The sequence below is a fragment of the Stenotrophomonas sp. YJH_SMC_16 genome, from assembly GCF_059367875.1.
In genome coordinates this window covers 20,089-45,817 of sequence record NZ_JCAFRH010000012.1, presented here as the reverse complement: position 1 = coordinate 45,817, position 25,729 = coordinate 20,089, and the positions used below count along the sequence as shown (strand labels likewise).

Annotated in this window: 18 protein-coding genes and 1 pseudogene; 8 read left to right on the top strand and 11 right to left on the bottom strand. The window is 66.5% G+C overall.

Features of this window, described 5'->3' with window-relative positions; genetic code table 11:
• Nucleotides 1–145 precede the first annotated feature (145 nt).
• From AC5P6E_RS19765 to lpxH, 5 genes and pseudogenes are all read left to right on the top strand, one after another.
• The gene (locus tag AC5P6E_RS19765) at nt 146–3,115 is read left to right on the top strand and encodes a TonB-dependent receptor domain-containing protein (protein ID WP_329834837.1); all 2,970 of its coding nucleotides are present in this window, start codon (nt 146–148) and stop codon (nt 3,113–3,115) included.
• A gap of 335 nt (nt 3,116–3,450) precedes the next feature.
• Nucleotides 3,451–6,376: pseudogene (locus AC5P6E_RS19760) on the top strand (TonB-dependent receptor domain-containing protein).
• A 143-nt stretch (nt 6,377–6,519) separates the two neighbouring features.
• Nucleotides 6,520–7,665, top strand: coding sequence for a glycosyltransferase family 4 protein (locus AC5P6E_RS19755; protein ID WP_010483926.1), 1,146 nt, complete (start codon nt 6,520–6,522; stop codon nt 7,663–7,665).
• The gene (locus tag AC5P6E_RS19750; RefSeq protein WP_010483928.1) at nt 7,646–8,185 is read left to right on the top strand and encodes a phosphatase PAP2 family protein; all 540 of its coding nucleotides are present in this window, start codon (nt 7,646–7,648) and stop codon (nt 8,183–8,185) included. Before AC5P6E_RS19755 ends, AC5P6E_RS19750 begins: the two co-directional genes overlap by 20 nt.
• Nucleotides 8,186–8,250: 65 nt before the next feature.
• On the top strand, nt 8,251–8,997 hold the full coding sequence (gene lpxH / locus AC5P6E_RS19745; RefSeq protein ID WP_019336374.1) for a UDP-2,3-diacylglucosamine diphosphatase: 747 nt from the start codon (nt 8,251–8,253) through the stop codon (nt 8,995–8,997).
• A 54-nt stretch (nt 8,998–9,051) separates the two neighbouring features.
• Here the strand turns inward: lpxH and AC5P6E_RS19740 are convergent, their stop codons facing one another.
• Entirely contained in the window at nt 9,052–10,305 is a 1,254-nt protein-coding gene (locus AC5P6E_RS19740; RefSeq protein WP_019336373.1) for a zinc-dependent metalloprotease, read from the bottom strand.
• Between the two features lie 225 nt (nt 10,306–10,530).
• Between AC5P6E_RS19740 and AC5P6E_RS19735 the strand changes: the two genes are divergently transcribed.
• Nucleotides 10,531–11,988: a T6SS phospholipase effector Tle1-like catalytic domain-containing protein gene (locus AC5P6E_RS19735; RefSeq protein WP_029550645.1), complete on the top strand. Its 1,458-nt coding sequence runs from the start codon at nt 10,531–10,533 to the stop codon at nt 11,986–11,988.
• Nucleotides 11,989–12,057: 69 nt separating this feature from the next.
• On the opposite strand, the gene AC5P6E_RS19730 is transcribed toward AC5P6E_RS19735, so the two are convergent.
• The 7 genes from AC5P6E_RS19730 to AC5P6E_RS19700 all read right to left on the bottom strand — a co-directional run bounded on the left by AC5P6E_RS19730 (nt 12,058) and on the right by AC5P6E_RS19700 (nt 20,639).
• A complete protein-coding gene (locus AC5P6E_RS19730) occupies nt 12,058–12,882 on the bottom strand; it encodes a ferritin-like domain-containing protein (protein ID WP_019336371.1) in 825 nt (274 codons plus the stop codon).
• 9 nt (nt 12,883–12,891) lie between these two features.
• Nucleotides 12,892–14,358 carry an amidophosphoribosyltransferase gene (purF, locus tag AC5P6E_RS19725; protein ID WP_010483938.1) on the bottom strand — a complete coding sequence of 489 codons (1,467 nt, stop codon included), beginning with the start codon at nt 14,356–14,358 and terminating at the stop codon, nt 12,892–12,894.
• A gap of 30 nt (nt 14,359–14,388) precedes the next feature.
• On the bottom strand, nt 14,389–15,168 hold the full coding sequence (locus AC5P6E_RS19720; protein WP_019336370.1) for a CvpA family protein: 780 nt from the start codon (nt 15,166–15,168) through the stop codon (nt 14,389–14,391).
• 46 nt (nt 15,169–15,214) lie between these two features.
• Nucleotides 15,215–16,243, bottom strand: a complete 1,029-nt coding sequence (locus AC5P6E_RS19715; protein WP_010483942.1) for an SPOR domain-containing protein — start codon at nt 16,241–16,243, stop codon at nt 15,215–15,217.
• A gap of 81 nt (nt 16,244–16,324) precedes the next feature.
• Nucleotides 16,325–17,596: a bifunctional tetrahydrofolate synthase/dihydrofolate synthase gene (folC, locus tag AC5P6E_RS19710; RefSeq protein WP_019337052.1), complete on the bottom strand. Its 1,272-nt coding sequence runs from the start codon at nt 17,594–17,596 to the stop codon at nt 16,325–16,327.
• Nucleotides 17,597–17,637: 41 nt separating this feature from the next.
• Nucleotides 17,638–18,282, bottom strand: coding sequence for a histidine phosphatase family protein (locus AC5P6E_RS19705; protein ID WP_010483945.1), 645 nt, complete (start codon nt 18,280–18,282; stop codon nt 17,638–17,640).
• Between the two features lie 194 nt (nt 18,283–18,476).
• Nucleotides 18,477–20,639, bottom strand: a complete 2,163-nt coding sequence (locus AC5P6E_RS19700) for a S46 family peptidase (protein ID WP_019337051.1) — start codon at nt 20,637–20,639, stop codon at nt 18,477–18,479.
• A 418-nt stretch (nt 20,640–21,057) separates the two neighbouring features.
• Here AC5P6E_RS19700 and tdh point away from each other — a divergent pair, with 418 nt between their 5' ends.
• A complete protein-coding gene (tdh, locus tag AC5P6E_RS19695) occupies nt 21,058–22,080 on the top strand; it encodes an L-threonine 3-dehydrogenase (protein WP_010483949.1) in 1,023 nt (340 codons plus the stop codon).
• 180 nt (nt 22,081–22,260) lie between these two features.
• On the opposite strand, the gene AC5P6E_RS19690 is transcribed toward tdh, so the two are convergent.
• Nucleotides 22,261–22,956, bottom strand: coding sequence for a TorF family putative porin (locus AC5P6E_RS19690; protein WP_019337050.1), 696 nt, complete (start codon nt 22,954–22,956; stop codon nt 22,261–22,263).
• A 206-nt stretch (nt 22,957–23,162) separates the two neighbouring features.
• Here AC5P6E_RS19690 and kbl point away from each other — a divergent pair, with 206 nt between their 5' ends.
• Entirely contained in the window at nt 23,163–24,371 is a 1,209-nt protein-coding gene (gene kbl, locus AC5P6E_RS19685; RefSeq protein WP_005408238.1) for a glycine C-acetyltransferase, read from the top strand.
• 120 nt (nt 24,372–24,491) lie between these two features.
• Here kbl and AC5P6E_RS19680 read toward each other — a convergent pair whose 3' ends face one another.
• Both AC5P6E_RS19680 and AC5P6E_RS19675 read right to left on the bottom strand, forming a co-directional pair.
• On the bottom strand, nt 24,492–24,827 hold the full coding sequence (locus tag AC5P6E_RS19680; protein ID WP_171953886.1) for a hypothetical protein: 336 nt from the start codon (nt 24,825–24,827) through the stop codon (nt 24,492–24,494).
• 85 nt (nt 24,828–24,912) lie between these two features.
• Complete coding sequence (locus AC5P6E_RS19675) at nt 24,913–25,722, bottom strand: pseudouridine synthase (protein ID WP_019337049.1); 810 nt, start codon at nt 25,720–25,722, stop codon at nt 24,913–24,915.
• Between the last annotated feature and the right edge of the window lie 7 nt (nt 25,723–25,729).

The following is a 25,729-nucleotide window of genomic DNA, read 5'->3' as shown; positions in this document are numbered from 1 at the left end:
GAAGCTTGGTACAAATCGACACGCCCTCTTTACATGGCATTAACCAACGAGACTACTATCGGGTCATCGGTCCGCTTATCGGCGGCCGATTCCTTCGACGCCCCTTTTGGCGTCCCTGCACGACCTGAGAGAGAGAGAGCTCGTCATGACTTCACGCACCCCCCCCCTGGGGCAGGCCATCCGCTACGCCCTGGCAACCACTGCGACGCTGGCCGCGCTGCCTGCGTTCGCCCAGAGTGGCAGCACTGCCGCGCCGACCACCCTGGATCGCATCGAGATCACTGGCTCGCGCATCCGCCAGGTGGACGTGGAGACCGCACAGCCGGTCCTGGCACTGAGCCGGCTGGACATCGAGCGCCAGGGCTTCAGCTCGGTGGCCGACATCCTGCAGAACGTCACCGCGATGGGCAGCCCGGCGATCAGCCGCGCCAACGCACTGAGCTCGGGCGAAAACACCGGCGGCACCTACATCGACATGCGCAACCTGGGCGCGCAGCGCACCCTGGTGCTGGTCAACGGCAAGCGCCTCGGCATCAGCACCTCGGGCCTGCAGGACGTGTCCTCGCTGCCGGTGTCGGCGGTGGAACGCATTGAAGTACTGAAGGATGGCGCTTCGGCCATCTACGGTTCCGATGCGATGGCCGGCGTGATCAACATCATCACCCGTTCCAACGTCAACGGCGTGACCGCCAACGTCTACCACGGCCAGTACAGCGAAGGCGACGGCGCCCGTGACCGCTTCGACGTGGTCGGCGGCTGGAGCAATGACCGCGTGTCGCTGACCCTGGCACTGGAGCACTCCGAAGAAAAGAGCGTCTGGGCCAAGGACCGCTGGTTCAGCAAGTACGGCGTGAGCGACCGCCACCCGAACGATGCCTCCAACTGGACCACGCTGAGCCAGTGGGGCCAGGTCACCGGCCTGAAGGGTGGCCCGGGCTGCACCAACACCAGCCAGGGTTGCGGCTACTCGCTCAACCGCGGCGCTGATCCGACCAACCCGGCCAACTACCACCTGACCGACGCGACCCCGTTCACCGGCGATGTCAGCAACGCCAACGAGCAGATGCACGTCATGTATCCGCTCAAGCGTGACTCGGTGTACTTCGACGGTCGCTTCAAGATCACCGACCAAGTCAACCTGCGCACCGAATTCGGCTACAACAAGCGTTCGGCCGAGCGCCAGATTGCAGGCTACCCCCTGCAGTCCAGCTCGGTGTCCATCTCGGGCGACCCGACCGCTACCGGCCTGATGTCCAAGGACAGCTACTTCAATCCGTTCGGCAACCAGCACGGCTATGCCAAGCCAACCGACGTGGCCTGGAACCGCCGCACCTGGGAAATCCCGCGTGTGAGCACCAGCGAACTGAAGACCTACCGTGCGGTAGTGTCGCTGGATGGCAGCTTCGAGATCGGCCAGCGCTACTTCGACTGGGACGTGGGCTACCAGTACAACCGCAACGAGCTGACCGCTACCGCCACCGGCAACCTGCACAAGAAGCGCGTGCGTGACGCCGTGGGTCCGTCGTTCCTGGATCCGGCCACCGGCAAGGTGATGTGTGGCCGTCCGGGCGCGGTGATCAGCGGCTGCACGCCGTGGAACCCGCTGGTGCCCTACGGCAAGAACGATCCGAACGGACTGACCGGCAATGAAGAACTGATGGCCTGGCTGTTCCCGGCGGAGCACACCACCGGCCGGACCACCACCAAGAACGCGTTCGCCAACCTGTCCGGCAGCATCATGACCCTGCCGGCCGGCGACCTCGGCTTCGCTTTCGGCGTGGAAAGCCGCAAGGAAGATGGCCGCTACACCCCCGATGCCCTGGCCCAGACCGGCGCTACCACCAACCTGGCCGCAGGCCCGACCGGTGGCAGCTACAACGTGAAGGAAGCCTACCTGGAGCTCAGCGTGCCGGTGCTGGCCGACCTGCCCGGTGCGCGTGAGCTGAGCTTCAGTGCCGCCACCCGCTACTCCAAGTACAACACCTTCGGCAACACGCTCAACAGCAAGTTCGGCTTCAAGTGGAAGCCGATCGACCAGCTGCTGGTCCGTGGTACCTGGGCCGAAGGCTTCCGCGCACCGACCATCAACGATCTGTACGGTGGCGGTTCGGAAACCTTCGCGCAGTTCAGCGACCCGTGCGACACCGTGTTCGGCTCGGCCAAGGGCAGTGCTGAAGTCCGCTCGCGCTGCGCACGTGACATCGCCGATGCCGCCAACTTCCGCCAGCTGAAGCAGGGCAACACGCCGGTAACCACGGCACAGGATGCGACCCCGACGCCGTTCGTTTCCGGTTCCAACCCACTGCTGGTTCCGGAAACCTCGACCAGCAAGACGCTGGGCCTGGTGTGGAGCCCGACCTTCGTCAGCAACCTCAACGTGGCGCTGGACTGGTGGAAGATCCGCATCGACAACACCATCGTCGGTGACAGCCCGAACCAGATCCTGAAGGACTGCTATGAGCAGGGCATCGAATCGCGCTGCAGCCGCTTCACCCGCGACCCGTCCAACGGCATCGTCACCGGCCTGAAGTTCGGCAACCGCAACGCCGGCTTCGCCGAGACCGAAGGTTACGACCTGGATGTCAGCTACCGCGTCGACACCGGCTACGGCAAGCTGAGCGCAGGCTGGACCAGCACCTATGTGAGCAAGAACGTCTACCGCTCCACCAATGATGTCCGTGATGCGATCACGCCGATCAACGGCGTGGCCAACACCATCGGCACCGCCACCAGCCTTGCCTTCCGCGTGCGCTCGAACCTGGTGCTGGGCTGGGATGTGGGTGACTTCGGCGTCAGCTGGACGGCACGCTACTACTCCGGTGTGAAGGAGCGCTGCCTCAACGCCTCGCGGTATCCGGACGAATGCTCCGATCCGACCTTCCTGGCTCCGTGGCTGAAGTCGCCGACCGCTTACAACGAGCGCGGCGCGGTGACCTTCCACGACGTGCAGTTCCGCTACAACCTGCCGTGGGATGCCACCGTTTCGGTGGGCGCGAACAATGTGTTCGGCAAGGAAGCTCCGGTGATGTACAGCAAGCCGAACTCGTCGTTCTCCTACTACGGTGGCTACGACATCGGTCGTTTCATGTACATGAAGTACCAGCAGCGCTTCTGATCCATCCACGCTGTTGAAGCTCGACGACCACGGCCCTTCGGGGCCGTGGTTTTTTCTGCCCCGCGCAGACTGTCGCTTTCCACATTGACCCTGATGCGTTCAATCAGGGGCACGGTCCTCTGCGCTGCGTCCGCCGCAATGCCACAGGTTGGAGCAATCGGTTGATTTGCTTCTGCTTTGTGCAGAAGCGTCACGGCCGTCTGCGGTGCTTTCGTCGCTTGCCCATACGTCTCCGCGCCCGCCTTCACTAGGTTCGAACATCCACCGCCGCGGTGGAATTGACGCAGCCCCGCTTGGCTGTGTTCCGAAGACTTCGAAGACTGAGAGAGAGACCCATGACCATCCGTATTCCCGAACTCGGGTTGGCGATCCGTCGTGCACTGGCGTTGGCGGCCACCACCACACTGGCCGCCCCCGCATTCGCCCAGCACGCACCGGAAGCCACCACGCTGGACCGTATCGAGATCACCGGTTCGCGCATCCGCCAGGTCGACCTGGAAACCGCACAGCCGGTGCTGACCATCAGCCGCGCCGACATCGAGCGGCAGGGCTTCAATTCCGTCGCGGACATCCTGCAGAACCTGACCGCGACCGGCAGCCCCGCGCTCAGCCGCGCCAGCCCGCTCAGCAGTGGCGAAGCCTCCGGCGGCAGCTACGTGGACATGCGCGGGCTGGGGGCGCAGCGCACGCTGGTGCTGGTCAATGGCAAGCGCCTGGGCATGACCACTTCGGGTTACCAGGACATTTCCAGCATTCCCGCCGCTGCCGTGGAGCGCATGGAAGTGCTGAAGGACGGCGCTTCGGCCATCTACGGTTCCGACGCGATGGCCGGCGTGGTCAACATCATCACCCGGCGCAACGTCCAGGGTGTGACTGCCAACGTCTACCATGGGCAGTTCAGCGAAGGCGACGGTGCCCGCACCCAGTACGATGTGGTTGCCGGCTGGTCGAATGACCGCGCCTCGATCAGCGTCGCCGCCGAGCATGTCGAAGAGAAGGGCGTGTGGGCGAAGGACCGCGGCTTCAGCGCCTACACCTATTCCGATCGTCATCCGGACGATGGCTGGACCACGGTCGGCCAGTGGGGGCGCATCGTCGGCTTCAAGGGCCCGGGCTGCAGCAGCGCCCGTGGCTGCAGCTATTCACTCGATCGCGGCAGCCAGCCGGGCGGGCCGGACAGTTTCCACCTCAGTGACAACACACCGTTCACCGGTGACGTCAGCAACAGCAACGAACAGATGCACGTGCAGACGCCGATCAAGCGCGATTCGCTCTTCGTCGACGCACGCATGGACCTGAACGACCAGATCCGCTTCAACACCCAGTTGGCCTACAACCGACGCACCACCACGCGCCAGGTTGCCGGCTATCCGTTCCAGTCCGGTGCAGCCGGCATCACGCCGATGTCCGCCGACAGCTGGTTCAACCCGTTCGGCAGCCACCACGGCTATGAACGCCCAAGCGATGTGCACTGGAACCGCCGCAGCTGGGAGATTCCGCGCGTCAGCATCAGCGAACTGACCACCTGGCAGGGTGTCGCAGCGTTTGAAGGCAGCTTCCAGTTCGTCGGTCGCGAGTTCGATTGGGAAGCCGGCTACCAGTACAACCGCAGCGAGCTGGAGCAGCGAGCCACCGGCAACCTGCACAAGCAGCGCGTCGCCGATTCCACCGGTCCTTCGTTCTACAACCCGGCCACCGGCAAGGTGGAATGCGGCACACCGGACGCGCCGATTGCCGGCTGCAAGCCCTGGAATCCGCTGGTGCCGTATGGCCAGGATGACCCGTACGGCCTGACCGGCAACGGCGAACTGCAGGACTGGCTGTTCCCCGAGGAACTCACCCGTGGCCGAAACACCACCCGCAACCTGTTCGCCAGCCTCAGTGGCGGCCTTGCCACGCTGCCCGCCGGGGAACTGGGCTTCGCCCTGGGCGTGGAGAGCCGCCGCGAGGAGGGTCGCTTCATTCCCGACGCGCTGGCCCAGACCGGTGCCACTACCAACCTGGCGGCGGGCCCCACCGGCGGTGGCTACCGTGTCGACGAGGCCTATCTGGAGCTGAGCGTGCCGTTGCTGCACGACCTGCCCGGTGCACGCCAGCTGACCCTCGACACGGCGACGCGCTACTCCGACTACACCACCTTCGGCGGAACCCTCAACAGCAAGTTCGGCGTCTCCTGGAAGCCGATCGACCAGTTGCTGGTCCGTGGCACCTGGGCCCAGGGCTTCCGTGCGCCGACCATCTCGAATCTGTACGGTGGCGGCTCGCAGACCTTCACCACCGGCTTCCGTGATCCCTGCGATACCGTCCATGGCGCGGCCGCCAGCAGCCCGGAGGTACGTGCACGCTGCGCCGCCGACATCGCCAACGCAGACAGCTACCGCCAGCTAGGCCAGGGCAACGAGCCGATCACCGGCAGCAGCGGGCAGACGCCCCTGCCCTTCACCAACGGCTCCAATCCCGACCTGAAGCCGGAAACCTCGACCAGCCGCACGCTGGGCCTGGTCTGGAGCCCGACGTTTGCTGAAGGACTGAACATCGCGCTGGACTGGTGGAAGGTCCGCATCGACAACACCATCGTTGCCGACCATCCCAATGACATCCTCCGCGACTGCTACGAACTGGGCATCGCCGAGCGCTGCGGCAGCTTCACCCGCGACCCGGAACTGGGCATCGTCAACACGCTCAGCTATGGCAGCCGCAACAGCGGTTTCCGCCAGGCCGAAGGCTATGACCTGGAGATCGGTCACAAGTTCGAAACGTCCTGGGGCACGCTGAGCGCCGACTGGAAGACGACCTATGTGGTGGCTGCGGAAGAACGGACCACCAACGAGGCGGATGCCCCCCCCCATTCCCAGCAATGGCATTGCCACCAACGGCGGCATCGGCTTCCGTGTGCGCTCCAACGCATCATTGGGCTGGGAACGTGGCAACCTCGGCCTGCGTTGGGGCCTGCGCTATTTCTCCGCGGTCAAGGAACGTTGCCTGGATGCGGCCACGTACCCGGGTGAGTGTTCGCACCCTGGGCAGCGCGCACCGTGGTTCAGTGGCAGCCGTGACTACAACCGTCGCGGATCGGTCACCTTCCACGACGTGCAGGCACGCTACAACCTGCCATGGGATGCGACCGTCTCGATCGGTGCCAACAATGTATTCGGCCGCCAGGGGCCGATCATGTACAGCCAGCCGAGCGCCAACTTCTCCTACTACGGTGGCTTCGACATCGGTCGTTTCATCTACATGAAATACCAGCAGCGCTTCTGATCCACCGCGCTCCCTGCACCACCGCCACGGCCCTTCGGGGCCGTGGCTCCATGGGAACCGGACCGCCGTCATCCCGTGGTCGCAAAGCGGTCATATCCGCTACATCGCCAGGCCCGAGCATGCCGGAAACCCGGAGGCCCGCCATGCGCTATGCCATCGTCACCGAGACCTACCCGCCGGAAGTGAACGGCGTTGCCCTGACCGTGCAGGGCCTGGAGCAGGGACTGCGCACTTCCGGCCATGACATCGACCTGATCCGGCCACGCCAGACCAGCGAAGCGCTGGACTCGGCGCCAGGCACGCTGCTGGTTCCGGGTGCCGCATTGCCGCGCTACCCCGGCCTGCGCTTCGGCCTGCCTGCACCGATCCGGCTCAACCGCCACTGGCAGCAGCAGCGTCCCGATGCGGTCTACATCGCCACCGAAGGCCCGCTGGGCTGGTCGGCGCTGCGCACCGCGCGCCGCCTTGGCATTCCAGTCGCCAGTGGTTTCCACACCCGCTTCGACGAGTACCTGCCCGACTACGGCGTCGCCTGGCTGCAGGCCGCTGCGATGCGCTGGATGCGCCGGTTCCACAACCAGGCCGACGCAACGCTGGTACCCACCCGCGAACTGCAGCAGTTCCTCGGCGAACAGGGTTTCGAACGTGTACGCCTGCTGGCACGTGCGGTCGACAGCCAGCAGTTCGATCCGGGCCGGCGCGACCCGGGGCTGCGCGAGGAATGGGGCGTGGACGGCAATGGCCTGGTCGCGATCCATGTCGGCCGCATCGCTGCGGAAAAGAACCTTGGCCTGGCGGTGAAAGCCTTCCGGCGCCTGCAGCAGATCCGGCCCAAGGCCCGCTTCGTCTGGGTGGGTGATGGCCCGGCTCGCGAAAAACTGGCACATGAAAACCCGGATTTCATCTTCTGCGGCATCCAGCGCGGCGAGGCCCTGGCGCGGCATTTCGCCAGCGGTGACCTGTTCCTGTTTCCCAGCCGCAGCGAGACCTTCGGCAACGTGACCCTGGAAAGCATGGCCAGCGGCCTGGCCACCGTCGCATTCGACTACGGTGCGGCCCGCGAATACCTGCGTAATGGCGAGAACGGCGCGGCCGTGGAAAACGATGAGCAGTTCATCGAGGCAGCCGTGCAGCTGGCCGCCGATGATGCACGGCGCCGCGAATTCGGCAGCAGCGCCGCGCGTGCGATGAAGCGCCTGCATCCACAGCAGGTGGTTGCCGAGTTCGATGCGCTGCTGTCCGAGCTGGCCCAGTCGCGGAGGAGCGGCCATGCGCACCACGCCGCTTGAGCTGTTGGCCGGCCGCGAGGCGCGGCTCTGCCGCCGGGCCAACCACTACTGCCGGCGTCGCCGCGTGCGTCGCCTGTTCTCGGTCATCAGCCGTCTCGGCGATGGCGTGTTCTGGTACGTGCTGATGGGCGCGCTGGTGCTGCTCGACGGCTTCGACGGACTGCGCGCCTCCGTGCACATGGCCGCCACCGGGCTGGCCGCGCTGCTGCTCTACAAAGGCCTCAAGCGCTGGACCCGGCGTCCCCGCCCGTATGCAGCCGATCTGCGCATCCGTGCCTGGGTGGCACCGCTGGACGAGTTCAGCTTCCCCTCCGGGCACACCCTGCACGCGGTGTCGTTCACCATCGTCGCGTTGGCCTACTACCCGTGGCTGGCACCGCTGCTGGTCCCGTTCACCTTCGGCGTCGCGCTGTCGCGGGTGGTGCTGGGCCTGCACTACCCGTCCGATGTACTGGCCGCCACCGGCATTGCCATCCTGCTGGCATCGGCCAGCCTGGCCTGGTTGCCGCTGCCGGTGTGATGGCCGCCACGCCGGCCACGCATGGCCCGGCGCTACCGTCATCGTTGATGGCCTAGAATGCAGGCATGACCACGCTGTTCATTTCCGACCTGCACCTGGACCCCAGCCGTCCGGAGATCACCGACCTGTTCCTGCGCTTCCTGCGCGAACAGGCGCCCGGCGCCGATGCGCTGTACATCCTCGGCGACCTGTTCGAAGCCTGGATCGGCGACGACACGCCCTCGCCCGCCGCCGATGCAGTGGCCGACGCGCTGAAGGTGCTCTCCGACAGCGGCGTGCCGGTGTATTTCATCCGCGGCAACCGCGACTTCCTGCTCGGCGAAGACTATGCGCGCCGTGCCGGCCTGCGCATCCTGCCCGACCCGTGCGTGATCGAGCTGTACGGTCGCCCGGTGCTGCTGCAGCACGGTGACCTGCTGTGCACGGACGACATCCCCTACCAGCAGTTCCGTGCACAGACGCGCGACCCGGTGTTCCAGGCGCAGTTCCTGTCGCAGCCACTGGCCGCGCGCATCGCGTTCGCGCAGAAGGCGCGCGAAGCCAGCCAGGCCCGCCAGTCGGAGATGAAGCAGGGTGATCGCGCGCAGTTCGAGACCGTCACCGACGTGGCCCCGGCCGAAGTCGATGCCACCTTCGTGCGCCACGGCGTGGACACCATGATCCATGGCCACACCCATCGCCCGGCGATCCATTCGCTGCAGGCCGGTGGCCGCGCCTGCACCCGCATCGTGCTGGGCGACTGGTACGAACAGGGTTCGGTGCTGCGCGTGGATGCCAGCGGCTGGTCGCTGGATACCCTGGCCCGCGGGTAAGTCCTGCCGGCAGGACATCCGCGGCCGCGCAAGGCGGCCGCGGACAGTACGGACTCAGCGGAAGGCCGCGATGGTGGCCTTCGTATTGACCAGCACACGCTGGTTGTCGGCGGTACTGGCATTGCCCATCGGGATGCCGTTGTAGCTGATGTTCGGGTTGGACCAGTAGTTCAGGCGCGGGCAGCTGCGGGTGCAGTTGTAGGCCATGATCGTGCGCCAGCCGGTGCCGCTGGCCGGTTCATAGCGGTAGCCGTGGCCATAGGCGTAGGGCGAGGTGCTCGAGTCCGTGGCGATGTCATGCCGCGCGCTCTGCAGGTGGCCGATCTCGTGCGCGAAGGAGTAGTAGCCGGTCGCGCAGTCCCAGTACACCGCCGCGAATGCGGTCGATGCGGTCGAGCCGATGCCCGAGGCCAGGCCGCAGTAGGCGGCGTTGTTGATCAGCAGTACGCCCACGTCGGCCGCGGTGTTGTTGCGGCTGGTATGGATGCTGTCCATGTAGCCATCACTGGTGCCACGGAAGCGCGCCAGGTCGGTATCGAAGCTGCCGGACTCGGTGTAGCTGGTGGTCTCGTAACCGGCCAGCTGCATGGTGATGCCGACGTTGCTGTTGACGTAGCCCTGGTTGGACTCGGCCACTGCCAGCTGCACCAGCGATTGCATGTTGCCGCCATAGGCCGTTACCGCTGCATTGGTCGCCACCACCAGCACGCGGATGGTGGCCGGGGTGCCGGACGAGGCCTGCGCGATGCCGATGCGGTCATTGTTGCCCATCGGGATTTTCGGCAGCTGGTTGTAGTCGGCCGGATGATCGGCCGGCATCCGCGATTCATCCACTTCCACCAGTACATGGCGGTTGCCCAGCGGACGCAGCCGGTAAAGCTTGCCGTCCTTGCGGATCGAGCCGGTGAGGGTGTTGCCCGAACGCACCAGGATCACTGAATTGCCAGGATCATCCTGACCGTTCGAAGTGGCGGCAGTCAGCCGATCGGACGGCGAACGCAACTGGCCGTACCAGATGCTGCCGCCATCGGGCAGGGCCTCCACCTTGCTGCGCACCGCCTGCACGCGCTGGCCAAGCAGTTCGAACTCCAGTTGCGGCTGCGCGGTGGCCGCCGCGTCGACACGCACTTCCTGTACCGTCGCGGTGGACGGGGTGGCCAGCAGCTTGCCCAGCGCGGGCTCACTGTTTGCCGATGCCCGGCTGATGACCGTCACCGGCTCGAACAACGGGGCCGCATGCGCGGCCGCTGCCACCGACAAACCCAACACCAGGCCACCTGCCGCTTTGCCAATCGATCTGGACAACATTGCGTCGCTCCTTGAATGATGTGAACAGCGTTGATGCAGCACGCCCGGGTTTGCCGGGTCTGGCCATATGGCCTGCGCGGGTCGTGTGAATTCAATAGAAGATGGGAATGAAAATCAGGAACTGTGATCGACCGCATCTGCGTTAAGTAAGGTCAAAAGCGTCACTACACTTCGTCAATACACCGCTTTCGCGCTACCGTGACGCAGTCACGACGGGACATGCACATGGCACCATCGCAGGACACGGATGAAGATGTCGGCATGCTGCGGATTGGCCTGTTCTTCGATGGCACCCGCAACAACGCACACAACCTGGCACGCGGTCGCCCACAGGTTCCGCAGCCACGCCCGGCACAGCTGCGCGCGGATGATGATTCGACCTACCAGAGCCGGCTGACCAGCAGCTACGACAACGGCCTGACCAACATCGCGCGCCTGCAGCAGCTGTATCCGGACGGCCGCCGCGATGCGACGGGCGCACCTTCGTTGTCGATCTATGTGGAGGGCGTGGGCACCCGCGATGATGCCGATGATGATCTGATCGGACTGGCCTTCGGCATCGGTGCCAGTGGCGTTCGTGCAAAAGTGCAGCGCGCGCTGCAGGTGCTGCTGCCGGCGGCACTGGCCGAGCTGTCCGCGCGCTGGCAGCGACCGTTGCGTGGCGTGCAGCTGGATCTGTTCGGCTATTCGCGCGGCGCTGCCGCGGCACGTGACATCGCCAACCAGCTGCAGGGCTGGGACAGCGCGCGCTGGCGCCAGCTGCTGCAGGGCGCCGGCCTGTCCTGCACTGCGAACTTCGCTCCCGCCACACCGGTGCTGCGCTTCATCGGACTGTTCGACACCGTGGTCGCAGTCAATGGCGGCCGCGCCGATGAGCAGCCGCAGCTGGCCCTGCACAGCGGCATCGCCGGTCGCGTCGTGCAGCTCACTGCACGCGATGAACATCGCCAGCACTATCCGCTGACCAGCGTGGCGCCGCCATTCGCCGAGATCGTCCTGCCCGGTGTGCATGCCAACATCGGTGGTGGCTACAACCAGCTGGAGGAAGGCCCCAAGCTGCTCAGCCGACCGCGCCGGCAACAGTTGCGCCGCCCAGCGGTTGCCGACTACCAGGTCCCACCATTGGCGTTGCTGCAGGCCACCACGGCCTACGCTGAAACACAGGCCGATGCCGAACGCTGGCGGCAGCAGCTGGGCGTTGGGGAAAAAGAGATCTGGGTGGATGTCTGGCACCAGTGGCAGCAGCAGCGTCGCGCCGGCAGCCGCAGCGTGCTGCTGTCACCGGTGCTGTATGTGACTGCCGCGGTGGTGCTGCGTCGGCGCATCGACTGGCGTTATCAACTGATCGCACTGCAGGTGATGCAGCAGCAGGCCATCGATGCCGGCGTGCAATGGACCGCCAATGCGGCCGGAGTTCCCGGCTGGGAGCTGCCATCCGCCCTGCAGCCGATCGCACGCCGCCTGGTGGCCGGACAGCCGCTGACGCAGACACAGGAGGCGCTGCTGCGGCGGCGTTACCTGATGCAGTCGGCACACTGGAATTTCGACGCCCTGGGCGACACCGCACTGACCTACGCCGCCGATGCCGGCGTCAGCGAACTACCGTACCGGCCGGGCCCAGGCCTGTTCTACATCAACCGGCCGACCGTGGACGGCAAGCGCGTGGTGTTGCCGAATGCATAAGAAAAAGGAGACGGAGGGGATCAAGTCGTTTGTGGCATTAACGACTTGATCCCCTCCGTCCCCTTCTTCTCAACCGGCCTGCTCGACCAGGTTGGCGAGCTCATCCGCATCAAAACCAGCCAGCAGGCGCGCTTCGATGTTGAACGGCCCGTGCAGGTAGCCGCCGGCGTACTCCACCAGCAGTTCCTTGAAACGTGCGCGCGGTTCGACATCGGCGCGGTCGCAGTACCAGCGGTACCAGCGCGAACCGGCGGCAACATGCGCCACTTCCTCGCGCAGGATCACTTCCAGTACGTCGGCGGTCTCGCCATCGCCGACATTGCGCAGCTTCTCGATCATCCCCGGGGTGACGTCCAGGCCGCGCGCTTCCAGCACGCGCGGCACCAGCGCCATGCGTGCCAGGCCATCGTGCGCGGTCTTTTCGCACATTTCCCACAGGCCGTTATGCGCTGGGAAATCGGCATAGTCGTGGCCATGCACCTGCAGGCGTTCGCGCAGCAGCATGAAGTGCCGCGATTCGTCGTCGGCACAGCTGACCCAGTCGGCATGGAATGCCGACGGCAGGCCGCGGAAGCGGTACACCGCATCCCAGGCCAGGTCGATCGCATTGAGTTCGATATGGGCGATGGCATGGATGAAGGCGGCCCGCCCTTCCACACCGCCCAGTCCGCGCCGCGGCACTTCGCGCGGGTGCACCAGCACCAGTTGCGCCGGCCGGCCCGGCATGCGGATCGGCTCCGGCGGCGGCGCATCGGCGGCCACTCTCAGGCGACCGGCACGGAACGCAGCGGCGTAGGCCTGGGTCAGCGCAACCTTGCGCAGCGGGTTGGCTTCGGCCAGGCACTGCTGCGCGGCGCGCAGCAGGTCGCCACCAACGTCGGGCACGTCAACCACGCCTGGACCTCAGGCGCGGCGCTTGTGCTTGGCATCGTCCGAACGCAGCTGCTGGATGCGCTCGAAGTAGCCCGGCTCGATACCGGTCGGGTAGTGGCCGTTGAAGCAGGACGAATCGAAGTTGCGCAGCGCCGGGTTGCCCTCGCTCACTGCCGCTTCCATGTCTTCCAGATCCTGGTAGATCAGCCAGTCGCAGCCCAGGTGGGCTTCGATCTCTTCCACGCTGCGGTTGTGCGCGACCAGCTCTTCTGCAGCCGGCATGTCGATGCCGTAGATGTTCGGGTAGCGCACCGGCGGCGCCGCGCTGGCCAGGTAGACCTTGCGTGCGCCTGCATCACGGGCCATCTGCACGATCTGCTGGCTGGTGGTGCCGCGCACGATCGAGTCGTCCACCAGCAGCACCACGCGGTTGCGGAATTCCAGGTGGATCGGATTGAGCTTGCGGCGCACCGACTTCACGCGCTCGCCCTGCCCCGGCATGATGAAGGTGCGGCCGATGTAGCGGTTCTTGATGAAGCCTTCGCGGTACTTCACCCCGAGCACGTTGGAGATCTCCAGCGCGGCGTCGCGCGAGGTATCCGGGATCGGGATGATGGTGTCGATGTCGTGGTCCGGGCGCAGGCGCAGGATCTTCTCGCCCAGCTTGATGCCCATGCGCATGCGCGCCTTGTGCACCGACACGTTGTCGATCATCGAATCCGGGCGTGCGAAGTACACGTACTCGAAGATGCACGGGGTGTGCTCGGCCGGCTCGGCGCAGATTTCCGAGAACAGCTCGCCGCGCGCGGTGATCACCAGCGCTTCGCCCGGCTGCACGTCACGCACGCGCTGGAAGCCCAGCACGTCCAGCGCGGCAGATTCGGACGCCACGATGTACTCATCGCCCTCGGCGTGGCTGCGCTTGCCCAGCACCAGCGGGCGGATACCGTGCGGGTCACGGAAGGCGACCAGGCCCAGGCCCAGCACCACGCTGACCACCGCATAGCCGCCCTTGCAGCGGCGGTGCACGCCAGCCACGGCGCGGATGGCCGCTTCCGGGCTGAGCTGGCGCTGCTGCTCCAGTTCGTAGGCGAACACGTTCAACAGCACTTCGCTGTCCGAATCGGTGTTGACGTTGCGCCGGTCCTGTTCGAACACCTGCTGGCGCAGCGCCTCGGTGTTGATCAGGTTGCCGTTGTGGGCCAGCGCGATGCCGTACGGCGAATTGACGTAGAACGGCTGTGCCTCGTCCATGCCTTCCGACCCGGCGGTCGGGTAGCGCACATGGGCGATGCCGACGCTGCCTTCCAGAGTGGACATGGTGCGGGCATCGAACACATCGCGGACCAGGCCGGTGGCCTTCTGCACCCGCAGGCGGCTGCCATTGACGGTGGCGATGCCTGCTGCGTCCTGGCCGCGATGCTGGAGGACGGTCAAGCCGTCATACAACTGCCCGGCGACGTTCTGGTTGCCGACGATTCCGACGATGCCACACATGGTGCGAGGTCTCCGCTGGGCTTTGCCCAGTTACAAGGAAGGTGGCCGTACCTGGCCGCGGTGGTCGCCGCGCGCGCGGTCGACATTGGCCGGATCGCCCGGCTCGATACTGTCCGGCAGTGCTGGGGCGTCCGGACGCACTTCGGCCGGATCGTAGGAATCGCCCTGTTCCGCTTTCGCAGGCCGCAGCCATCCGCTGCCTGCCACTACCTGGTTGAGGATGCCATTATCGCCTGCCGCGCCCGGCTTTCCCAACCCGGCGCCTGCGTTCTTCCCCAACTCCATCAATGCAGATGGGGACAGGGCGTCGGTCGGCAAGCCCTTGGGCAGCAGATCGGCCCCGGGAACCTCCCAGTGCGGCAGCTTGCTGTTCATCCAGGCAACGGTGGGGTTCAGCAGTGGGCGCACCGCCGAACGCTGCCAGGAGGGCTCGGCGGTCAGCGGGGTGAAACTGCCCAGCAGCAGCAGGATCGCGGCGATCAGGCCGCCCCGCACAGCGCCCAGCACCCCGCCCAGCAGGCGGTCCAGGCTGGTCAGCATGCTGCGATGGACCAGGGCCTTGATGACCATGCCGATCACCGCGACCACGATCATCACGCCGATGCCGACCCCCAGGTAGCCACCGACGAAGTGTTCGCCACCGGGGGCCGCCGGGGCGGCCCACCAATGGGCGGCATCATTGCCGAAGGCGAAGGCCGCCCACGCGGCCAGCAGCCACGACAGGGTGCCGATGACGATTCCCACAAAGCCGCGCAGCATCCCCAGCAGGGTGGAGGCGGCGATCACGATCAGCAGCACCACGTCGATCATGGCGCCCCGCTCCTTCGGCGGCGCTGGCAACGGGGCTGCGCGTGGGTCATGGGTGCGGTCGCACCATGCCGGCCACGCCGACCTTGGCGGCGACCTGCGCCTTCAGCTGCTCGGCATCGGCGCGGTTGGCCACCGGCCCGACGCGGACGCGATGCAGGGTACCCTTGTCCGTGCGCACCTGTTCAACGAACGCGCTGAAACCGGCGGCGCGGACCTTGTCGCGCAGGGCATTGGCATCGTTGGCCTGACCGAACGCGCCCAGCTGCACGGCAAAGCCGACGCCGCTGGCAGCCGGTGCCGCCGGCGTGGTCGGCGCCGTCGCCGGCTTGCTGGCGGTGGCCTCCGGCTTCGGCTCCGGCTTCGGCGCCGGCTTCGGCGGTTCCGGCCTGGCGGCCGGGGTGGTCGTTGCGGTCGGCGTACTCGGCGGAAGGCTTTCGCTGCGGACCGGGTTGCTGCTGGCCGACGGCGCAGTGGCTGCGGACGGAGTGCTGGCGCTCGGCGTAGCCGATGCCGGAGTGGCCGCGACCGGGGCACTGCTGCCGGCCGCCGCGTCCAGAGTGATCACTTCGGCCTTCACATCCGCGCGGATCTTCACCGCCTGCAGGCGGGCCGCCTCGGCCTGGGCGCGGTCGGCATACGGCCCGACCCGCACACGCCATGCCTGACGGCCGCCGATGGTGGCGGTTTCAGTGAAGCCTGGCAGCTGCGAGCGCTTCAGGTAGGCGATCACGGCATCGGCATCGGCCTTGCTGCCGTAGGCACCGAAGGTGACCGCATAGTTGCCGGCGGCAACCGTCGGCGACGTGTCCACGGTCGGCGGCGTGGCCGGCGTGGCGGCATCCTGCAGCGGCTTGGCCTGTCCGGTCTGCAGGCCGGTGGCGCCACCGGCCGGGGCGACCAGGGGCAGCTCACGGGTTTCGAACTGGCCATCGGCCGGTGCATCCGGCGCGGCGATCGGCACATTGGCCACACCGCTGTCCGGTGCCGGTCCCTTGACCAGCATCGGCAGGAAAATCACGGCCAGCGCAACCAGCACGATGGCACCAATCAGACGCTGTTTCAGAGGCGTATCCACGTGAGGCAGGCAACTGTCCGGAGGTTGCCGTCGATTATACGGGTGCCGGACCGGACGGCGTCGGCGTTGGCTGAACGCGGATCAGGCATCGCCCTGCAGCATCTGCAGGGCAGCCGCGGCGGTATGGAAGGAGCCGAACACCAGCACGCGGTCGCCGCGCTCGGCCTGGGCCAGCACCTGCGCCAGTGCCTGTTCGACGCTGTCGGCCAGCGGCGCCTTGGCCGCAGCCGTGCCAGCCAGGCGCTCCTGCAGCTGGGTGGCGCTCTGCCCACGCGGGCCATCCAGCCCGGCCAGAGTCCACTCGCCCACCACATCCTGCAGCGCCTGCACCACGCCCACCGCGTCCTTGTCCTGCAGCGCGGCGTACACCGCCAGGGTGCGCCCGGCCGAGACCTCGGCCTTCAGCGCACGCGCCAGCTGGCCCGCTGCCTGTGGGTTGTGGCCCACGTCCACACGGATCTGCACGCCATCCCGCTCGAATGCCTGCATGCGGCCGGAAATACGCGCCGCCGCGATCCCGGCGGCCCACGCCGCACGCGGCACCGGCTTGTCCAGCGCGCGCAGGGCGGCGATGGCGGCACCGGCATTGGCCAGCTGGATCGGGCCGGCCAGCGCCGGGGTCGGCAGCTCCATGCGCAGGCCGACATCACGCCAGCGCCAGCGCTGTGCATCGATCGGTTCGTAGAAATAATCGCTGCCGCCGCGGATCGCGTTGGCACCCACCAGATAGGCACGTGCGAGCACGCTGGACGGCGGATCGGTCTCGCCCAGGATCACCGGCTTCCAGCCACGGATGATGCCGGCCTTCTCGGTGCCGATCGCTTCGCGGTCCTCGCCCAGCCACTCGGCATGGTCGATGTCCACGGTGGTGATCACCGCCACGTCGGCATCGACGATGTTGACCGCATCAAGGCCGCCACCCAGACCCACTTCCAGTACCGCCAGATCCAGCCCGGCGTCGGTGAACAACTGCAGCGCGGCCAGCGTGCCGTACTCGAAATAGGTCAGCGTGGTCTCGCCCCGCGCGGCCTCGATGGCGTTGAACGCAGCGACCAGCGCTGCATCGTCCACATCCTGCCCGTCGATGCGCACACGCTCGTTGTAGCGCAGCAGATGCGGTGACGTGTAGGCACCGACCTTCCAACCAGCAGCACGGCCGATGGCCTCGATGAAGGCCACGGTGGAGCCCTTGCCGTTGGTGCCACCGACCACGATGGTGCGCCCGGCCGGCGCGCCAAGACCCATCGCCGTGGCCACGGTGCGCACGCGCTCCAGGCCCATGTCGATGGTCGCCGGGTGCTGGCGTTCAATGTAATCCAGCCAATCGGCCAGGGTGGTCGGGGTGTTCGTCACGGCAGTGCTTCCAGCAGGTACAGGTGGTTCGGTGTGGCGGGTCAGAGTGCGCGGTGCTTGGCTTCGCCGAAGAACGGCGTGTGGTGGGCGCAGTCGTTCAGGCGCACCACTTCCAGGCTGTCCAGGTCGGCGCCCTCGAGCAGGTTGAGCGTGGTCGGTGCCTGGCGGAAGGTCCACAGGCGGGAGATCGGCAGGCCCAGCACCTTGCACAGAATCACGCGGTTGACCGCGTCATGCGCGACCACCAGCAGGGTGTCGTGCTCGCCGAGGCCTTCGGTGGCACGGGCCAGGCCACGCCAGCTGCGTTCCAGCACCAAGCGCAGCGATTCGCCGCCGGGCATCAGCACGGTATCCGGTTCCTCGCGCCAGGCCTGCAGGCGCGACGGATCCTTTTCGTTGATTTCGCTGGCCAGCAGGCCTTCCCATTCGCCGTGGGCGATTTCCTGCAGCTCCGGCTCGGTCAGCAGCATGTCGGCGCGGGCGGCGCCAAGCGCCAGCTGCGCGGTGCGCTGCGCGCGCGACAGCGGCGAGGCAACGGCACGGGTGATGTCCACCGAGGCCAAGCGGGCGCCAAGCGCCTGGGCCTGGGCTTCGCCGATCGGCGAAAGCGGAATATCGATCTGGCCCTGGTAGCGGCCTTCGGCGTTCCACGGCGTTTCGCCGTGGCGGGCAAGCAGGATGCGCATGCGTGCAAGGGGTCCTGGGGGGAGGAGGTTTCCGCGTTTCGTTCACATCCTGTGAAGTGCGCGGAACAGGGATGATACCTGTTCGGCGCACCGGGCCGGGCATGAAAAAACCCCGCGACGTGGGTCGCGGGGTTTTGGAACTCCGGCTATCTGGTCGAGGTTGCCGGCCAGCGGCCGGCACTACCGCAACCGGTTTATTTCGCCAGGTTCAGTTCCTTCAGCAGCTGCGGCGCCGGCGCCACTTCCTGCATGATCCACTGCATGTAGCGGCTGTCGACGGCGATCATGCGGGTCATCACCGGATCGAACACCCAGTTGGAGCTGACCGATTCCCAGTTGCCGTCGAAGGCCAGGCCGACCAGCTTGCCGTTGGCATCGAGCACCGGCGAGCCGGAGTTGCCGCCGGTGATATCCAGGTTGGACAGGAAGTTCACCGGCACCGAGCCAATCCGCTTGTCTTCCAGGCCGCCATAGCGCTTGGCCTTGACCGCATCCAACAGGGCCTTCGGCGAGTCGAACGGATCTTCACCGGTTTCCTTCGCCGCAACACCTTCCAGGGTGGTGAACGGGGTGTACTTCACGCCGTCCTTGCCATAGCCCATGACGTTGCCGAAGGTGATGCGCAGCGACAGGTTGGCGTCCGGGTAGACGAACTCGCCCTGGCTCTTCTTGTAGTCGGCCACGGCCTGCAGGTACAGCGGACGGGCAGTCAGCGATTCGCCTTCGCGGATCTTCTTCTGCTCTTCCTGCTTCAGCAGCGCCGGCATGACGGCCACCGCGTACTGGATGGCCGGATCATTGCTGGCTTCAAACGCAGCGCGGTCGGCCTTGAACCACTTCAGGCGGTTGTCCAGGCTGCCCAGCTCGGTGCCGCCCAGCTTGGTCACCAGCGACTTCACCGCAGCGGCATCGCTGCCGGCCAGCCACTTGTTCAGCACTTCGTTGTCGCGCTGCGCGGCCGGCAGGGCCACGTACTGGTCCAGCCAGTAGGCCTGCAGCTGCTGGTCCATCTTCGCCACGTAGCGGCGATCCATCTGCTTCAGGCTGCCCTCGATGGTGGTCAGGTCACGTTCCTGGTAGCCGGCTTCGCGCTCGGCGTCGGGCTTGCTGCGCTCGATCGACAGGCGGTACAGAGTGATCGCCGCGCCGACGGCCGAGGTGTTGTTGAACTGGCCAACGAACAGGTCGCGCTCGCGTGTCGACTTGCTGGTGTCCAGGTGCTGCAGCAGCTGCGCGTGTGCGGCCAGCGCCGGCTTGCCGGCAGCGCCCTGCTTCTTCAGCCACGCCAGCACGGCGGCTTCTTCGGCCTGCTTCTGGCCAGCGGCGTCGATGCGCTTGAAGCCTTCCAGCTGGCCCAGGTAGTTCTTGGCCACGTTGTTCATGCTGGCGGCGGTGGCGGCGTACTTCACCTTGACGTCGGCGTCGGCCTTGCCGGCGTCGGCGATCATCTTCAGCACCGCGTTGTAGTGCTTGGCGATGGTCGGGTAGGTGAAGCTGGCGGTTTCGTTGAACTCACCGGCCAGCGCATAGCGGTTGGTGCGGCCCGGATAGCCAGCCACCATCACGAAGTCGTCGGCGCCCAGCGGCTGGTCGGCGAACTTCAGGAAGTGCTTGGGCTGGTACGGCACGTTGTCGGCGGCGAAGGCGGCCGGCTTGCCGTCCTTGCCCACGTAGGCGCGGTAGAACGAGAAATCGCCGGTGTGGCGCGGCCACATCCAGTTGTCGACGTCGCCGCCGAACTTGCCGACGCTGCCCGGGGGCGCGTAGACCAGGCGCACGTCCTTGATTTCCATGTTGCGGAACAGGCGGTAGGTGTTGCCGCCGGAGAAGCTGTACAGGCGGCATCGGAAGCCGGCATCGGCTTCACAGGCCGCGACCTGGGCCTTGTCGAAGGCGTCCAGCGCGCGGCTGCGGGCCAGCGGGTCGTTGCCGGCGGCAGCGATGGCGGCCTTGGCCTGGGTGGTGACGTCGGTGATCTGGTCGAGCACGAACACGCGGGCGTTCGGGCCGGCGCTCAGTTCGTCCTTCAGGGTCGGCGCGTTGAAGCCGTCCTTGATCAGGTTCTTCTGCGCGGTCGAATTCAGCTGGATGGCGCCATAAGCGCAGTGGTGGTTGGTGACCACCAGGCCCTGCGGCGAGACAAAGCTGGCGGTGCAGCCGCCGAGGGCGACGACCGCACCCATCGGGTCGCCGGTCAGGTTGGCCAGCTGTTCCGGGGACAGCTTCAGGCCGGCCTTCTGCAGCGGGCCGGCGATTTCCGGCAGCTGCTGCGGCACCCACATGCCTTCAGCGGCATGGGCGACCTGGGCCAGCCCGAGGCTGGCGACGATGGAGAATGCAAGCAGGTTCGAGCGCATGGAGCGGCCCCTGGTAGTGGAACCTTCGATTGTAGCCCGCCGCCCTGCCCCGGCCCGAACCCCGGAAGTCATGCAATCGGATGCTTCCATCGTTCAGCGTCTCCACTGCGATCGGACGGAGGCGGGAGGCCAGGCCGATGCAGGACACGCCGTAAACCCATCCATGGGGGCTCGATCGCGCCATCCATGGCGCTCACGGTCCTGCATCGGCCTGGCCTCCCGTCTCCCGACAATTGCCTGGCCTCGGACGGTAGCGCCGGGCCATGCCCGGCGAGTGCAGCGGCCACGTTCGAAACGCCCGCCGGCGCACGCCTTTCGTTCCACCACTGCACCCGCAGCGCAACATGGGAAATCCGCGCGGCACCCTATAATCCGCGCTTTCCCCCTGATGAGTTCCACCCCGATGGCGCAGCAAACGATGAAGGCCCTGGTCAAGCGCGAAGCGGCCAAGGGCATCTGGCTGGAAGAAGTTCCGGTTCCGACCCCGGGCCCGAACGAGGTCCTGATCAAGCTGGAGAAGACCGCGATCTGCGGTACCGACCTGCACATCTACCTGTGGGACGAGTGGAGCCAGCGCACCATCAAGCCGGGCCTGACCATCGGCCACGAATTCGTCGGTCGCGTCGCCGCACTCGGCTCGGCCGTGACCGGCTATGAAATCGGCCAGCGCGTCTCGGCCGAAGGCCACATCGTCTGCGGCCACTGCCGCAACTGCCGTGGCGGCCGCCCGCACCTGTGCCCGAACACCGTCGGCATCGGCGTCAACGTCAACGGCGCCTTCGCCGAGTACATGGTGATGCCGGCCAGCAACCTGTGGCCGATCCCGGACCAGATCCCGTCGGAACTGGCTGCGTTCTTCGACCCGTACGGCAACGCCGCGCACTGTGCGCTGGAGTTCAACGTGATCGGTGAGGACGTGCTGATCACCGGTGCCGGCCCGATCGGCATCATCGCCGCCGGCATCTGCAAGCACATCGGTGCACGCAATGTGGTGGTGACCGACGTCAATGATTTCCGCCTGAAGCTGGCCGCCGACATGGGCGCCACCCGCGTGGTCAACGTGGCCAACCAGTCGCTGAAGGACGTGATGAAGGAACTGCACATGGAGGGCTTCGACGTGGGCCTGGAAATGAGCGGCAACCCGCGTGCGTTCAACGACATGCTCGACTGCATGTACCACGGCGGCAAGATCGCCATGCTCGGCATCATGCCCAAGGGCGCCGGCTGCGACTGGGACAAGATCATCTTCAAGGGCCTGACCGTGCAGGGCATCTACGGCCGCAAGATGTACGAGACCTGGTACAAGATGACCCAGCTGGTGCTGTCCGGCTTCCCGCTCGGCAAGGTGATGACCCACCAGCTGCCGATCGACGATTTCCAGAAGGGCTTCGACCTGATGGAAGAAGGCAAGGCCGGCAAGGTCGTGCTCAGCTGGAATTGACCCGAAGGGTCAATTCCCCCGCATGTTTCCTTATCCCCGCGCCTTTGGCGCGCCCCCTTGAACAACAAGGGGGCTCTTCCCCAGATGAGATCAGGAACACCGCGGAATTGAAAAAGGCGCCCGATGGGCGCCTTTTTCGCAATGCGTGCCAGGCAAGCCTGGCACCTACCGGACCACGGGTTATTTGCCGATCGCCACGGTCAGCAGCACGCGACTGTGTGCCAGCTTGCCCGAGTTCTCGCGGCCGTTGCTGTCGGTGCCGTAGTAGCCGAGGCCGACGTTGAACAGGCCGAACTTGCGGCTGACGCCGACGTTCCAGTCGGTGTAATCCTTGGCCAGGCCCTTCTCGAAGCTGCTGCGGCCGACGTTGGCGTTCAGCGTGAAGTCCTGCGGCAGGCCCCACTCGCCGCCGACGCCGTAGTACCAGCCGTCGGTACCGCTGTTCCACTGGTCGTTGGTGTAGGCCACGATCAGCTTGTAGGTGTCATCGAGCGTGGTGGTGGTGACCAGCTCGTTGTAGTTCTGGCTGCTGGCACCGATGTAGGTGTAGCGGTTCAGCAGCACGTCGAAGTTGACGCGCGGGGTGACGTCCACGCCGTAGCCGATCTGGTAGTCGATCTCGGTGTTCGGGTCGCCGGGGCCGAAGTCCACGCCCGAACCCCAGACACCGGCGTACAGGCCAACCGGCGAGGTGTAGGTGAAGCCTGCCTGCAGGGTCGGCTTCTCGTCGGTCTGCGACACGCCACGGAACAGATAATCGGAAACGGCGGTGACGTTCCAGCTGTACGGCGATTCGTGTTCCTGGGCGCTGGCGGCGAACGGGGCGGCCAGGGTCAGGGCAGCGGCAATGGCGAGGCAGGCACGGGCGTGCTTCATGAGCGTCTCCGGTGGGGGCGGTGGCGTGGAAGGCGGGGAGCGGGCGTAGCGGCCGGAGCGGGACAGCTCCGGTTCACGAATTTTTAACCAGTTTGCTATTGCGATGCAACATGTGCCGGCCGTGGCGATGCCCCAGCCGGGCCGGTCGGCACGCGGCGATGCCCGGTAGAATCAGCGGTTTCCCCGTTCAGAGCCGTGCCCACGCCATGACCGACGCTTCCTCCGCCCTGACCCGCCACTACGCCGAGGAACTGGACGCCATCCGCGCCCAGGGCCTGTTCAAGTCCGAACGGATCATCACCAGCCCGCAGTCGGCCGAGATCACCCTCGAGGACGGCCGCAAGGTGCTGAACTTCTGTGCCAACAACTACCTCGGCCTGGCCGACCATCCGGACCTGATCCAGGCCGCTAAGGATGCGCTGGATACCCACGGCTTCGGAATGGCCTCGGTGCGCTTCATCTGCGGTACCCAGGACCTGCACAAGCAGCTGGAGAAGCAGATCGCCGACTTCTTCGGCAAGCAGGACACCATCCTGTACGCGGCCTGCTTCGACGCCAACGGCGGCCTGTTCGAACCGCTGCTGGGCGAGAACGACGCGATCATTTCCGATGCACTGAACCATGCTTCGATCATCGACGGCGTGCGCCTGTGCAAGGCCAAGCGCTTCCGCTACGCCAACTGCGACATGGCCGACCTGGAAGCGCAACTGCAGGCCGCCGATGCCGCCGGCTGCAAGACCAAGCTGATCACCACCGATGGCGTGTTCTCGATGGACGGCTTCATTGCGCCGCTGGACGAGATCACCGCGCTGGCGAAGAAGTACAACGCGCTGGTGCACATCGATGAGTGCCACGCCACCGGCTTCCTCGGTGCCACCGGCCGCGGCTCGGCCGAGGTCAAGGGCGTGCTGGAGAAGATCGACATCATCACCGGCACCCTGGGCAAGGCCATGGGCGGCGCACTGGGCGGCTTCACCTGCGCCAGCGCCGAGGTGATCGAGCTGCTGCGTCAGCGTTCGCGGCCGTACCTGTTCTCCAACTCGCTGCCGCCGCATGTGGTTGCCGCCGGCATCAAGGCGTTCGAGATGCTGGCCGCCGCTGACGACCTGCGCGACACCCTTGTGGAGAACACCCGCTACTTCCGCGAAAAGATGGTCGCCGCCGGTTTCGACGTGAAGCCCGGCGTGCACCCGATCAGCCCGGTGATGCTGTACGACGCACCGCTGGCGCAGAAGTTCGCCGAGCGCCTGCTCGAAGAAGGCATCTATGCGATCGGCTTCTTCTTCCCGGTGGTGCCCAAGGGCCAGGCGCGCATCCGCACCCAGATCAGCGCCGCGCACAGCCGCGAGCATCTGGACCGCGCGATCGATGCGTTCACCCGCATCGGTGTCGAGCTGGGCGTGATCAAGGGCTGACCCCACCGGTCAAAGCGTGCCGACCAAGGTTGGCACCTACCAGAGCTTGATGGCGTGCCAACCAACGTTGGCACCTACCGGGATGGATGGCGTGCCGACCGAGGTCGGCACCTGCCGGCATCACTTCTTTTTCTTCTTGCCCTTCGGCTCGTCCTTGCTGGCCACCACCACCGGCTTGGCGGCAGCGTCCTGGCCGTTGCCCTTGGCAACGCGGATGCCGTTGGCCTTCATCCAGGCATCGAACTCATCGGCGGTCATCTTCTTGTCGCCGTTGCTCATCAGGAAGCGGTAGCTGCCGCGGCCATCCAGCTCCGGGGTCTTCACTTCCACCACCGGGGTTTCAGCCGGCGTTTCCGCCTTGGCCATCTTCTTGTGGCCACCACAGGCGGTCAGCAGCACCATCGGCAGCAGCAGGCCTGCGCAGCGCAGGGTTTGGTTGAGGGTCGGGTGGTACATGGGCAGGCTCCGTTCGGGAAATTCAGCAACCAGGCGCCCCCTACGCCTGGAACGGTGGCCGGCAACCGCCGGCCGCGGGCGATGATCAGCCCGGTGCAGCGGCCCCCAGCCGCTGCTGGTCACTGACCTCCAGCACCCGCCATTGCCCCTTGCCGAGATCGCCGAGCTGCAGCTCGCCGATCGCAACCCGGACCAGGCGCAGTACCTGCAGGTCGAAGGCCGCCAACAGGCGGCGGATGTGGCGGTTGCGGCCCTCGTCGAGGATCACCTCCAGCCACGCGGTCTTGTCGCCGCTGCGCAGCACGCGCACGGCCTGGGCAACGAGGAACTCACCCTCGTCCTCCACGCCGGCCTGCAGGGCCGCCAGCGTGGCGTCATCGGGCAGGCGATCGACCTGCACGTGGTAGGTCTTGTCCGGCCCGGTCTGCGGGTCGGTCAGGCGCGCCGCCCACTGCGGATCGTTGCTGAACAGCAACAAGCCTTCACTGGCCTTGTCCAGGCGTCCGACCGGCGCGATCCACGGCAGCCCGGCGCCATCGAAACAGCGGTAGACGGTGTCGCGGCCACGCTCGTCCTGCGCGGTGGTCACCACCCCGCGCGGCTTGTTGAGCATCAGGTACAGGCGCTGCGGCGCACCCATCGGCTGGCCATCGACCTCGATCGGCGGCGCCGGCTGGCCAATCGGGAACTCGGGATCCCGCACGATGCGGCCGGAGACGCGTACGCGGCCCTCGGCGATCCAGCGCGCGGCCTCGCTGCGCGAGCAGACGCCGGCCTTGGACAGCACGCGCGCCAGGCCATGACGGACACCGGCGGCTGTGGCAGCGGGAATCGCACGCCCACGCGATGCGTGGGAGCGGGCGGCGGGGGCGGCAGGTGGGCGGCGCGTGCGCAAGCCTCTG